Consider the following 12,682-nt stretch of genomic DNA (forward strand, 5'->3'; position numbering starts at 1 on the left):
GTCGTTTTTCAACTGTAATTATTGACGACCATGCTGAAAACTCTCGATGTTGTTGCCGCTATCCTTGAAAAGGATGGCAAAATTCTTCTCGCGCAACGCCCCACGCAGGCCGATCAAGCGGGAATGTGGGAGTTCGCCGGAGGTAAAGTCGAAGCCGGTGAGACGCAGCCCGAGGCGCTGATCCGCGAGCTGCGCGAAGAGCTGGGGATTGAGGCACTCCCTGTGCAGTATGTCGCCAGCCACCAACGCGAAGTGTCCGGGCGGCTGATTCATCTGCACGCGTGGTACGTTCCGTCCTTTAGCGGCGACGTGGTCGCGCACTATCACAGCCGGCTGGTGTGGTGTACGCCGCAGGAGGCGTTCGCCTATGAGTTAGCGCCCGCCGATATTCCCCTGCTGGAAGCCTTTATCCTTTTACGCGCCGCCACACCAGCGGGTTCGTGCTGATGGTTTTTTCATCGCGCTGACACTGCAGCAGCACGCCGTCGGCCTTCACCACCGCACCTTCCGAATAGTTTTGATCCTGATAGATGCAGCACTGATTGCAGGGCTGCGCGCGCTGACCGCCGGAGCTGAACACCTCTGGCGGCACATTGACCTCCACGTCCGGGCGAATACGATCAGCCTGGGCCCCTGTGGATAACAGAGCAAACAGAGCGGTTACTAGGTAGCGGTTCATAAAGATTCCTTTTATCTGCTGATCATGACTATACACAAAATCATTCAAGTTGCATCAGGCCAGCAAACCGGAGCATACCCAGGGCTGACTCGTGTAGGTGCCTGAAGGATGATCTGTATATAACGGTTGTTTGCCGCTGAATCTTTAGCGCATCATCGTTTTTAGTTATGACACAAGGCCGCTGATTAATTTCACTTTCCCGGTAAATTTTCCCTTGCCACGCAAAGCGGTACGGGTGGTATAGTCGAAAACGACCACAAATCACCCACACAACACACAAAATTAAAAAAATCGTCATAAGAGGCTCTTATCGCTATGGAACAGACACGCTCTCTGGAATCATTTCTTACCCATGTTCAACAACGCGACCCGCATCAGAGCGAGTTTGCACAGGCCGTTCGTGAAGTCATGACCACCCTGTGGCCATTCCTCGAAGAAAACCCGCGTTACCGTCAGATGTCTCTGCTTGAGCGTCTGGTTGAACCTGAACGTGTGATTCAGTTCCGCGTGGTGTGGGTGGATGACAAAAATCAGGTGCAGGTGAACCGCGCGTGGCGCGTACAGTTCAACTCCGCCATCGGCCCGTTCAAAGGCGGAATGCGTTTCCACCCTTCCGTGAACCTGTCGATCCTGAAGTTCCTTGGCTTTGAGCAGACCTTCAAAAACGCCCTTACCACCCTGCCGATGGGCGGGGGTAAAGGCGGCAGCGATTTTGATCCGAAAGGCAAAAGCGAAGGCGAAGTGATGCGTTTCTGCCAGGCGCTGATGACGGAACTGTATCGTCACCTTGGCCCTGATACGGATGTGCCTGCGGGCGATATCGGTGTGGGCGGGCGCGAAGTGGGCTTTATGGCCGGGATGATGAAAAAACTGTCCAACAACAGCGCCTGCGTGTTTACCGGCAAAGGGCTGTCCTTTGGCGGGAGTTTGATTCGCCCGGAAGCGACGGGTTACGGGCTGGTTTACTTCACTGAAGCGATGCTCAAACGCCACGGTCTGAGCTTTGAAGGGATGCGCGTGGCGGTGTCCGGCTCCGGTAACGTCGCGCAGTATGCCATTGAAAAAGCGATGCAGTTTGGCGCGCGCGTGGTGACAGCCTCGGACTCAAGCGGCACGGTGGTGGATGAGGCCGGTTTCACGGCGGAAAAACTGGCGCGTCTGTGCGAAATTAAAGCCAGCCGCGACGGTCGCGTCGCCGATTACGCCCGCGAGTTTGGCCTGACCTATCTGGAAGGCAAGCAGCCGTGGTCGGTGCCGGTGGACATTGCCCTGCCGTGCGCCACGCAGAACGAACTGGATGTGGACGCCGCCCGCACGCTTATCAAAAACGGCGTGAAAGCCGTGGCGGAAGGCGCGAATATGCCGACGACCATCGAAGCGACCGATCTGTTCCTGGAAGCCGGGGTGCTGTTTGCGCCAGGTAAAGCGGCCAACGCCGGTGGCGTGGCGACGTCTGGGTTAGAGATGGCGCAGAACGCCGCGCGTATGGGCTGGAAAGCTGAAAAAGTGGACGCCCGTCTGCACCACATCATGCTGGATATTCACCACGCCTGCGTGGAGTATGGCGGAGAAGCGGAGCAGACCAACTATGTACGCGGCGCGAATATCGCCGGGTTTGTGAAGGTCGCCGATGCAATGATCGGCCAAGGGGTGATTTAAGCCGTTGTTGGCCTGGTTGATAAAAGCAAAACGGCAACAATGTTGCCGTTTTTTTTATCTTCGCCCGCGCCTTGTGAGAGGGCGTCAGGCCGCACTCTTCTTCTTAAACTTTTTCTTCGCGTCCCCACCGCCTGGCGCCACCATTCCTCTGAAGGATTTCACCGGCGTATTGCGCGCCTGATTGATCAGCTCAAACAGCGTGCCGACCAGCGGCTGCATAAAGTCCTGATAGCGGCACTGCTTCTCGCTGATTTGGGTCAGGATAGATTCCCAGTGCGCCGTCATATCCGGTCGCGCAGCCAGCTCAGGCAGCGAGTGAATCAGCGCCCGGCCCGGATCCGTCGAGTGGATATAGCGCCCTTTTTTGACTAGGAAACCGCGCTTGAACAGCAGCTCAATAATCCCAGCGCGCGTCGCTTCCGTGCCTAATCCGTCGGTAGCACGCAGGATCTTTTTCAGATCTTTATCCTGCACAAAGCGGGCAATCCCGGTCATGGCAGAGAGCAGCGTGGCGTCCGTAAAGTGGCGCGGCGGCTGCGTTTGTCGCTCAATCACTTCGCCCTTTTCGCACAGCAGTTCGTCTTCTTTTGCGACCACGGGCAGCGGCGTGCCGTCGTTCTCTTCATCGCGCTCTTTATTGCCGAGCAGTGTGCGCCAGCCCGCTTCCGCCAGAAAACGCGCTTTGGCGACGAACTTACCTTTGGCGATCTCCAGCTCAATCACGCATTTGCGGAACACCGCGTCCGGGCAAAATTGCATCAGATACTGGCGCGCCACGAGGTTATACACCTTCGCTTCGTTCTCGCTCAGATTGACGTTGCTGGCGCGCGCCGTCGGGATAATCGCGTGGTGCGCGTCGACTTTTTTATCATCCCAGCAGCGGTTGCGCGTTTCCGGGTTCACGGCGGGCTGCGGGAGCAGGTCCGGGGCGTGAACGCCGATGGCATTCAGCACCGCATGTCGCCCGGCAAAATGCTCTTCCGGCAGGTAGCGGCTGTCTGAACGCGGATAGGTAATCAGCTTGTGGGTTTCGTATAGCTTCTGGCAGATATCGAGCACGTTCTGCGCGCTCATACCAAAGCGTTTAGCCGCTTCAATCTGTAACGACGACAGCGAAAACGGCAGCGGCGCGGGTTCTGATTCCCGTTTATCGTTATAGCTGGTGACCATCGCTGGCTGGCCGCTGATGCGGTTGACCACGTGATCCGCCAGCGGACGATGCAGCAACCGCCCCTCTTCGTCCTGGTAAGATTCACAGGCGTCGCTCGGCTGCCAGGTCGCGGTAAAACGTTCATCCTTCGGGGTGACGATATGCGCTTTAACCTCGAAGAAATCTTTGGCGACGAAGTTTTCGATCTCTTCGTCGCGACGCACCACCAGGCCCAGTACTGGCGTCTGAACGCGCCCGACTGAGAGCACGCCCTGATACCCGGCGTTACGCCCGAGAATGGTGTAGGCACGTGTCATGTTGATGCCATACAGCCAGTCGGCGCGGGCACGCGCCAGGGCAGACACGCACAGCGGGATGAACTCGCTGTTGGCGCGCAGACGCGTAATGGCGCGCTCCACCGCCTGCGGGTTAAGATCGTTAATCAGACAACGCTGCACCTGCTGACGCTTTTCCGGCGCCAGCTCAAGGTAGTCGAGCACTTCGTCCACCAGCAGTTGCCCTTCCCTGTCCGGGTCACCCGCGTGAACCACTTCTTGTGCGTCATGCAGAAAGCGTTTGATGACGTTGAGCTGTTTGGTGACCGAAGGACGTGGCTGCAGTTTCCACTTCTCCGGCACGATCGGCAGATCGTTGAGATTCCAGCGCGCATAGCGGCTGTCGTAGACATCCGGCTGCGCTTGTTCCAGCAGGTGACCGATACACCAGGTGACCACCTGCCCGTTACCGCATTCGATAAAGCCGTCGCCCTTGCGATGCGGCTTGGGCAGCACATCGGCAATGGCTCGGGCGAGACTCGGCTTTTCCGCAATAAACAAACGCATCGAATTAACGGATCTCAATCATCGGACGGCCGCCGCGCGCGCTGACCAGCTCGCCGATGGCGCTCAGGGTAATGCCAAACTCTGCGGCGGTGGCTTTGACCTCGGCTTCCGCCTCAGGCGTGACTGCCAGCAGCAGGCCGCCGGAGGTTTGTGGATCGCACAGCAGATCGCGCCACTCCGTCGGCATATCGCCCATCAGATGACCGTAGCTGGCAAAGTTACGCTGCGTACCGCCCGGAACCGCCCCCTGTGCGATGTACTCTTCCACGCCCGGCAGCTTTGGAATGTCCTGATACCAGAGCTGCGCCTGCACGCCCGCGCCCTGGCAAACTTCGCTCAGGTGGCCGAGCAGGCCAAAACCGGTGACGTCGGTCATCGCTTTTACGCCGTCGATATTCGCGAACGCCGCACCCGCCAGGTTCATCTGACACATCACGTCGGTGGCAAGACCGATATGCTCTGGCTTGAGCAGGGATTTTTTCTCAGCGGTGGTGAGCACGCCAATGCCCAACGGCTTAGTGAGGAACAGTTTGCACCCTTCCTGCGCGGTGCTGTTGCGCTTCACGCGTTCGGTCGGTACGACGCCGGTGACGGCGAGGCCGAAGATCGGTTCTGGCGCATCGATGGAGTGCCCACCCGCCAGAGCGATCCCCGCCTGCTGGCAGGCAAAGCGGCCGCCCTCGATGACGTCGCGGGCAATTTCCGGCGCCAGGGTGTTGATCGGCCAGCCGAGAATAGCAATCGCCATGATCGGTTTACCGCCCATCGCGAAGATGTCGCTGATGGCGTTGGTCGCCGCGATGCGCCCGAAATCAAACGGGTTATCGACAATCGGCATAAAGAAGTCGGTGGTGCTGATAATGCTGGTGCCGTTTCCTAAATCGTATACCGCTGCATCGTCACGCGTTTCGTTGCCGACAAGCAGGTTCGGGTCGACAAACTTCGCCTGTTCGCTGTGCAGAATGGTTTCCAGCACTTTAGGGGAAATTTTACAACCGCAACCCGCTCCGTGGCTGTATTGCGTTAAACGAATGGTTTGCTCGCTCATGGACATCTCCTGTCATTGCAATCGCGCTATGGTAGCGCTCATTCCGTGATGAGGTAAGTATGACTGTCTGAATTATGCGACGCTTGCTCATAATCCAGACAGTTTAGTGCGATTATCAGAAACGGGTGACGAACGGGGCGGTGTCAGGTGCTGTAATGGTGGTCGAGGCTTTCAGCTGCGGCGTGCCTAAGTAGAGGAAGCCAACGATTTTATCGTGCTCGGCGCAGGAAAGCCCTTCGCGCACCACCGGGCTGTCGGTCAGCGGGCCGGTGCGCCAGATGCCGTTAAAGCCCTGTGCCACAGCCGCCATTTGCATCGCCATCACCGCGCAGCCTGCAGACATCTCCTGCTCCCAGACCGGCACTTTATGTTCCGGCTGACATTTCGCCACCACCGCGATGATCATCGGCGCGCGAAACGGCGCATTGCGCGCTTTATCAATCGCTTTTTCATCCTGCTCGGCGGCCATCGCCCCATTCTCAAGCAAGGTGCTGAAACGGTCGCGCCCTTCGCCTTCAATAATAAAGAAGTGCCACGGCGAGAGCGTACCGTGATCCGGGGCGCGCATACCGGCGCGCAGAATGTTTTCCAGCTGTTCGCCCGCAGGCGCAGGTTCCGCCAGACGAGAAGCGCTACGACGGTTAACAAGCAGTTCAAGTGCGTCCATTGATTCACTCCTGTCTTCAAATTTGCTCACAAAATTAACACGACAGCAGAATTTGTTACAGCGCAGTGGGCGATTCCTGCTGACAAGTGACGGTTGGGTCATTACGATAACCCCACATTGCCGTCCAGTCGCGACGGAAACGGTCATTATCTGGTTTGGGAGAATACATGCGAACCCTTTGGCGAATTTTTGCCGGTTTCTTTAAATGGACGTGGCGGTTGCTCAATTTTGTCCGCGAACTGGTGATGAATATCTTCTTCATCTTCCTGATTCTGGTGTGTGTGGGCCTGTGGATGCACATCAGCAGCAGTAACCAGGCGCAGCATTCCGAGCGCGGCGCGCTGCTGCTCGACATCACCGGTGTGATTGTCGATAAGCCGTCCACCAGCAATCGTCTGGGCGTGATTGGCCGCCAGCTGCTTGGCTCCACCTCCGATCGTATGCAGGAAAACTCCCTGTTTGATATCGTCGACGCTATTCGTCAGGCGAAAGACGATCGCAATATTACCGGCATCGTGCTGGACCTGAAAAACTTCGCCGGGGGCGATCAGCCGTCGATGCAGTACATCGGTAAAGCGCTGCGTGAATTCCGCGACAGCGGTAAACCGGTGATTGCTGTGGGCGACAGCTACAGCCAGGGGCAATATTATCTGGCGAGCTTTGCCAACAAGATTTGGCTCTCCCCGCAGGGCACCGTCGATCTGCACGGTTTTGCCACCAACGGGCTGTACTACAAATCGCTGCTGGATAAGCTGAAAGTGACCACGCACGTGTTCCGCGTCGGGACCTATAAATCGGCGGTTGAGCCGTTTATTCGCGATGATATGTCCCCTGCCGCCCGTGAAGCGGACAGCCGCTGGATCGGCGAGCTGTGGCAGAACTATCTCGCCACCGTCGCCGCGAACCGTCAGATCACCCCTGAGCAGGTCTTCCCGGGTGCTCAGGCGATGCTGGATGGCCTGACTAAAGTCGGCGGCGATACGGCGAAATACGCGCTCGATAACAAGCTGGTCGACACCCTCGGCTCCAGCGCAGAGATCGAAAAAGCGCTGACCAAACAGTTTGGCTGGAGCAAAGAAGACAAGAACTACAGCGCCATCAGCCTCTACGATTACACGCCGAAAAAACCGAGCGAGACGGGTGACAGCGTGGCCGTGGTCTTTGCCAACGGTGCGATCATGGACGGTGAAGAGACGCCGGGGAACGTGGGCGGTGACACGACCGCGTCGCAGATCCGCGATGCGCGTCTGGACCCGAAAGTGAAAGCCATTGTCCTGCGCGTCAACAGCCCTGGCGGCAGCGTCAGCGCTTCGGAAGTGATCCGTGCGGAACTGGCCGCCGCGCGTGCTGCAGGCAAACCGGTGGTGGTGTCGATGGGCGGTATGGCGGCATCCGGTGGTTACTGGATCTCCACACCAGCGAACTACATCGTGGCGAACCCGAGTACGTTAACCGGCTCTATCGGTATCTTCGGCGTCATTAATACCGTTGAAAACAGCCTTGATTATCTGGGTGTGCATACGGATGGCGTTGCGACGTCACCACTCGCGGATGTGGCCGTGACCAAATCCCTGCCACCGGAAGTGTCGCAGATGATGCAGCTTAGCATTGAGAACGGTTATAAGCGCTTTATCACACTGGTGGCGGATTCCCGTAAATCCACGCCGGAGCAGGTGGATAAAATCGCGCAGGGCCATGTCTGGACCGGCCAGGATGCGAAGAACAATGGGCTGGTCGACAGCCTGGGCGACTTTGATGACGCCGTCGCGAAAGCCGCCGAACTGGCAAAACTGAAACAGTGGCACATTGCGTATTATCAGGATGAGCCGACGTTTGTGGATATGGTGATGAACAGCATGTCCGGCTCGGTGCGCGCGATGCTGCCTGCTGCGATTCAGGCCTATCTGCCTGCACCAGTGGCGAGCGCGGCAAGCGTTGTAAAAGCCGAGAGCGATAAGCTCGCCGCCTTTAACGATCCGCAAAACCGTTACGCGTTCTGCCTCACCTGCGCTAACGTTCGCTAAAAACCCTGTCCCCTCTTCTCGCGAAGGGGGGATTTTTCTTTGAAGCACAAGAACACACTATCATGCAGAAGAAATCGATTTATGTGGCGTATACCGGCGGGACCATCGGTATGCAGCGCTCTGAAAATGGCTATATTCCTGTCTCCGGTCATCTTCAGCGCCAGCTCGCGCTGATGCCTGAGTTCCACCGCCAGGAGATGCCAGACTTCACCATTCACGAGTACGATCCGCTGATGGACTCCTCAGATATGACGCCGGAAGACTGGCAGCATATCGCAGAAGATATCAAAGCCCATTACGACGAGTACGATGGCTTTGTGATCCTGCACGGCACCGACACCATGGCGTTTACCGCCTCTGCGCTCTCCTTCATGCTGGAGAACCTCGGCAAGCCGGTGATCGTGACCGGCTCGCAGATCCCGCTGGCGGAGCTGCGCTCCGACGGGCAGATCAATCTGCTCAACTCCCTGTATGTCGCCGCCAATTACCCGATCAATGAAGTGTCGCTGTTCTTCAACAACCGACTTTATCGCGGGAACCGTACCACCAAAGCACATGCCGACGGTTTTGATGCCTTTGCGTCGCCAAACCTGCAGCCGTTGCTGGAGGCGGGTATTCATATTCGTCGTCTGGGCACACCACCGGCACCGCACACCGCGGGCGAGCTGATTGTTCACCCGATCACCCCACAGCCGATTGGCGTGGTGACGATTTATCCGGGGATTTCTGCCGACGTGGTGCGCAACTTCCTGCGCCAGCCGGTGAAAGCGCTGATCCTGCGTTCCTACGGCGTGGGCAATGCGCCGCAGAACGGCGAGTTCCTGAAAGAGCTGCAGGAAGCGAGCGATCGCGGCATTCTGGTGGTTAACCTCACCCAGTGCATGTCCGGCAAAGTGAATATGGGGGGATATGCCACGGGCAACGCACTGGCGCATGCCGGGGTGATCAGCGGGTTCGATATGACGGTCGAGGCCACCCTGACTAAACTTCATTACTTACTCAGTCAGGATCTGGACGTGCAGTCGATGCGTACCGCGATGATGCAAAACCTGCGCGGCGAACTGACGCCGGACGAATAAGGAGAGTGTTATGAAGCAACGTGCCCTGCTGCTGGTCGATCTGCAAAATGATTTTTGCGCCGGTGGCGCGCTGGCGGTAGCCGGTGGTGATAGCACCGTGGATGTTGCCAATACGCTGATTGCGTGGTGTAAAGCGCGCGGTGAGGCGGTGGTGGCAAGCCAGGACTGGCATCCGGCGGATCACGGCAGCTTTGCCAGCCAGCACAATGTCGAGCCGTTTACCCAGGGCGAGCTGGACGGTCTGGCGCAAACCTTTTGGCCCGATCACTGCATTCAGCAGACCGAAGGGGCCGAACTGCATCCGCTGCTAAATCAAGCGGCCATCGACGCGGTGTTTCATAAAGGCGAAAATCCGAATATCGACAGTTATAGCGCCTTTTTCGACAACGACCATCGACAGAAAACCGCGCTCGATGAGTGGCTGCGCCATCATGAGATCGGCGAGCTGATCGTGATGGGGCTGGCGACGGATTACTGTGTGAAGTTCACCGTCCTCGATGCGCTAAAACTGGGGTATAACGTCAGCGTCATCACCGATGGCTGTCGCGGCGTGAATATTCAGGCGCAGGATAGCGCGCTGGCGTTTATGGAGATGTCGACGGCTGGTGCGACGCTGTACACCCTTTCCGACTGGCAAGAGACGCAGGCGTAAGCGCGGTTCCCATTTTTTATCTTATTCAGGAGGGCCACTCTTATGGCTTTTATCCCAAAAAACTATGCCCGGCTTGAAGTCGGTTACCGTGAAAAGGCACTGAAGCTTTTTCCGTGGGTATGCGGTCGCTGTAGCCGCGAATTTGTCTATTCCAACCTGCGTGAGCTGACGGTTCACCATATCGATCACGATCACTCCAATAACCCGGAAGACGGCAGCAACTGGGAGATGTTATGCCTGTTCTGCCACGATCATGAGCATTCCAAATACACGGAAGCCGACCTTTACGGTTCCACCGTCGTCGCGGGTGAAGATGCGCAGAAGAGCGTCGGGGAAGCGAAATACAACCCGTTTGCCAATCTGAAAGCGATGATTGATAAGAAGTAATCCTGCATTCCTGGCCGGGTATGACAATGCTGCCCGGCCAAATTTTTGACGCCTCACCGTTTTTCCCAAGCCTCACTCTAGCTTTGGGCTCGCCATTTCCGCTTCCGGACAGTTACGCGCTGCGGTGCCTGCCGTTAACAGCCTTTTGTTTCCGGTATAACAAAAATTCAACCTCTCTCGCAGTTTCAGCGAAGCGGCACTGCTATCCTCATTTGGCTATTTTTTGTCACATCCCTGATGTGACGTACTTTTTTTTAGTCAAAGAGGATACGTTATGAATCTATTGCCTGTGATGGCAGCCTTACCCCTGCTCTGCGCTCCTGCCCTTTTTGCGGCTGACCTGATGTCCGTAGGCTACTTCAACGGTGGCGGCGATGTGACTGCCGGGCCGGGAGGTGACATCGATAAGCTGGATGTTCGCCAGATTACCCACCTCAATTACTCGTTTGGTCTTATCTATAACAACGAAGCGGGTGAAACCAACGCCGCGCTGAAAGACGCCAGTAAGCTGCACCAAATCTGGCTCTCGCCGAAGGTAACCGCCGATCTGCATAAAATCCCTGAACTGCGTAAGCAAAACCCACAGCTTAAAGTCCTGCTCTCTGTTGGTGGCTGGGGGGCGCGCGGATTCTCCGGCGCCGCGGATAGCAAAGAGAGCCGCGCCGTGTTTATTCGCTCCGTGCAGGAGATCGTCACGACCTACGGGCTTGATGGCATCGATCTCGACTGGGAGTACCCGGTGAACGGTGCGTGGGGTCTGGTGGATAAGCAGCCCGCCGATAAAGACAACTTCACCGCCATGCTGAAGGAGATCCGCGAAGCGCTGCCGAAAGAAAAGCTGGTGACTGTCGCACTGGGGGCGAATGCCGAAAGCCCAAAAAGCTGGGTCGACGTCAAAGCGATCGCGCCGTATCTGAACTACATCAATCTGATGACCTACGATATGGCCTACGGCACGCAGTATTTTAACTCGAATTTGTATGACTCCACTAAGTGGCCGACTGTGGCCGCAGCGGACAAATACAGCGCTGATTTTGTGGTCAACAACTACCTCGCTGCCGGGCTGAAACCTGAGCAGATGAATTTAGGGATTGGTTTTTACGGGCGCGTGCCAAAACGCAGCGTGGAGCCAGGCATCGACTGGACAAAAACAGATGCTGAGAAAAACCCGGTGACACAGCCGTACTTCGGTGCGCAGGAGATCGGATTGTTCAAGGCGTTGGGCTATGACCTCACCAAAGATACCTACGTAAAGTACAACGATATTGTCAGCAAGCTGATTAACGATCCGCAAAAACGCTTTACCGAGCACTGGGACGATCAGGCGAAAGTGCCGTGGCTGTCGGTGAAATCGGCGGAGGGCAAGGAACTGTTCGCTCTGTCGTACGAAAACCCGCGTTCGGTCGACCTGAAGGCGCAGTACATCAAAGAGAAAGGTCTGGGTGGCGCGATGTTCTGGGAGTATGGCGCGGACGACCACAACCAGCTGGCGAAGCAGTTAGCAACGTCGTTAGGGATTAAGCACTAACTCCATTGCCGGGCAGCGTTAGCGCTTGCCCGGCCTGTGGTCACTGCATTTTCATCGTCGCAATCGGTTTTGGCGTGATGCCAAAATCTTCCTTCAGCTCGCGCTTACTCTTCATCACCATCTGGCCTTTCGTGTCGATGGTCATGTGCTGTGCGTCGCTGTTATTGCGCGCCTGCCACAGCATCACCAATTGCAGGCTGTTCTCTTTTTGCTCTGCCGTCAGCGCCACGCCATCTGGCCATTTCCCCAGTTCTACGGCTGTCACCAGACGCTGATACACGTCCGGCGTCATACTGTTAATCATGTCATCAATATTCATGAGAAATCCGCTGTGATGGAATAATTTGCTGAATCGGTTTTTCAACCTTTGGTCTGGTCGCCATTTTCGTCATCAGAGAAGCTCATCGACGCCGAATTTACACAGAAACGCTCACCCGTAGGCTGTGGTCCATCCGGGAAAACGTGTCCGAGATGAGCATCGCAGTTTCCGCAGCGGATTTCTGTGCGCTGCATACCGTGTGAAGAGTCCGTTAAATAGCGGATGGCCTCGTCGCTGACAGGCTCGTAAAAGCTCGGCCAGCCGCAGCCAGAATCATATTTTGACTGGGAATTAAACAGCGGTGCATCGCACACCAGACAGTGATAGACGCCATCGCGCTTATTGTGCAGCAAACGCCCGGTGAATGGGGGTTCAGTTCCGTGGTTCTGCGTCACGTAGAACTGCATTTCTGTTAGATTTTTTTTGAGTTCGTCAGGGTTACGTTGATTCGACATATGCTCAGATCTCGCTGTAGAAACAGATACCTTTCATCGCGAATTCTAACAAAACATTAACACTGAAGTGTGAACTTTTGTTCTAAACTTATGCGTTGCGGTACGGCAGTCAGGCAATTGTGATCTTGCTCACATATTTATCCTGATAGCCCTTTAAAATCCCGGGCGCAGCCCCCATGTGGTTGCTAGCTCA

At 56.4% G+C, this 12,682-nt stretch carries 13 protein-coding genes; 7 read left to right on the forward strand and 6 right to left on the reverse strand.

The window, feature by feature from the left end:
* The first annotated feature begins 30 nt into the window (after positions 1–30).
* Positions 31–447, forward strand: coding sequence for a pyrimidine (deoxy)nucleoside triphosphate diphosphatase (locus tag OVA10_RS15375; RefSeq protein WP_326493397.1), 417 nt, complete (start codon positions 31–33; stop codon positions 445–447).
* Here the strand turns inward: OVA10_RS15375 and OVA10_RS15380 are convergent.
* Positions 407–679, reverse strand: coding sequence for a YnjH family protein (locus OVA10_RS15380; protein ID WP_100780514.1), 273 nt, complete (start codon positions 677–679; stop codon positions 407–409). The genes OVA10_RS15375 and OVA10_RS15380 overlap by 41 nt on opposite strands.
* 315 nt (positions 680–994) lie before the next feature.
* Between OVA10_RS15380 and gdhA the strand changes: the two genes are divergently transcribed.
* Positions 995–2,338: an NADP-specific glutamate dehydrogenase gene (gdhA, locus tag OVA10_RS15385; RefSeq protein WP_123429072.1), complete on the forward strand. Its 1,344-nt coding sequence runs from the start codon at positions 995–997 to the stop codon at positions 2,336–2,338.
* An 84-nt stretch (positions 2,339–2,422) separates the two neighbouring features.
* On the opposite strand, the gene OVA10_RS15390 is transcribed toward gdhA, so the two are convergent.
* From OVA10_RS15390 to OVA10_RS15400, 3 genes are all read right to left on the reverse strand, one after another.
* Positions 2,423–4,330 (reverse strand): DNA topoisomerase III, encoded by a 1,908-nt coding sequence (locus tag OVA10_RS15390; protein ID WP_268196265.1) that lies wholly within the window; start codon positions 4,328–4,330, stop codon positions 2,423–2,425.
* A 4-nt stretch (positions 4,331–4,334) separates the two neighbouring features.
* A complete protein-coding gene (selD, locus tag OVA10_RS15395) occupies positions 4,335–5,378 on the reverse strand; it encodes a selenide, water dikinase SelD (protein WP_100780517.1) in 1,044 nt (347 codons plus the stop codon).
* 115 nt (positions 5,379–5,493) lie between these two features.
* A complete protein-coding gene (locus tag OVA10_RS15400; protein WP_268196266.1) occupies positions 5,494–6,045 on the reverse strand; it encodes an NAD(P)H nitroreductase in 552 nt (183 codons plus the stop codon).
* Positions 6,046–6,212: 167 nt separating this feature from the next.
* On the opposite strand from OVA10_RS15400, the gene sppA reads away from it, so the two are divergent.
* The 5 genes from sppA to OVA10_RS15425 all read left to right on the forward strand — a co-directional run bounded on the left by sppA (position 6,213) and on the right by OVA10_RS15425 (position 11,715).
* Positions 6,213–8,069, forward strand: coding sequence for a signal peptide peptidase SppA (sppA, locus tag OVA10_RS15405; protein ID WP_102103485.1), 1,857 nt, complete (start codon positions 6,213–6,215; stop codon positions 8,067–8,069).
* A gap of 62 nt (positions 8,070–8,131) precedes the next feature.
* Positions 8,132–9,148: an asparaginase gene (gene ansA / locus OVA10_RS15410; RefSeq protein WP_100780520.1), complete on the forward strand. Its 1,017-nt coding sequence runs from the start codon at positions 8,132–8,134 to the stop codon at positions 9,146–9,148.
* A 10-nt stretch (positions 9,149–9,158) separates the two neighbouring features.
* Positions 9,159–9,800: a bifunctional nicotinamidase/pyrazinamidase gene (gene pncA / locus OVA10_RS15415; protein WP_268196267.1), complete on the forward strand. Its 642-nt coding sequence runs from the start codon at positions 9,159–9,161 to the stop codon at positions 9,798–9,800.
* A gap of 42 nt (positions 9,801–9,842) precedes the next feature.
* Positions 9,843–10,187, forward strand: coding sequence for an HNH nuclease YajD (yajD, locus tag OVA10_RS15420; RefSeq protein ID WP_100780522.1), 345 nt, complete (start codon positions 9,843–9,845; stop codon positions 10,185–10,187).
* Positions 10,188–10,461: 274 nt separating this feature from the next.
* Positions 10,462–11,715 (forward strand): glycoside hydrolase family 18 protein, encoded by a 1,254-nt coding sequence (locus OVA10_RS15425; protein WP_268196268.1) that lies wholly within the window; start codon positions 10,462–10,464, stop codon positions 11,713–11,715.
* 40 nt (positions 11,716–11,755) lie between these two features.
* Here the strand turns inward: OVA10_RS15425 and OVA10_RS15430 are convergent, their stop codons facing one another.
* Complete coding sequence (locus OVA10_RS15430) at positions 11,756–12,034, reverse strand: YeaC family protein (RefSeq protein WP_100780524.1); 279 nt, start codon at positions 12,032–12,034, stop codon at positions 11,756–11,758.
* 41 nt (positions 12,035–12,075) lie between these two features.
* Entirely contained in the window at positions 12,076–12,489 is a 414-nt protein-coding gene (gene msrB, locus OVA10_RS15435; protein WP_100780525.1) for a peptide-methionine (R)-S-oxide reductase MsrB, read from the reverse strand.
* Positions 12,490–12,682 lie beyond the last annotated feature (193 nt).

The sequence above is a fragment of the Lelliottia sp. SL45 genome, assembly GCF_026672535.1.
GTDB lineage: Bacteria > Pseudomonadota > Gammaproteobacteria > Enterobacterales > Enterobacteriaceae > Enterobacter > Enterobacter nimipressuralis.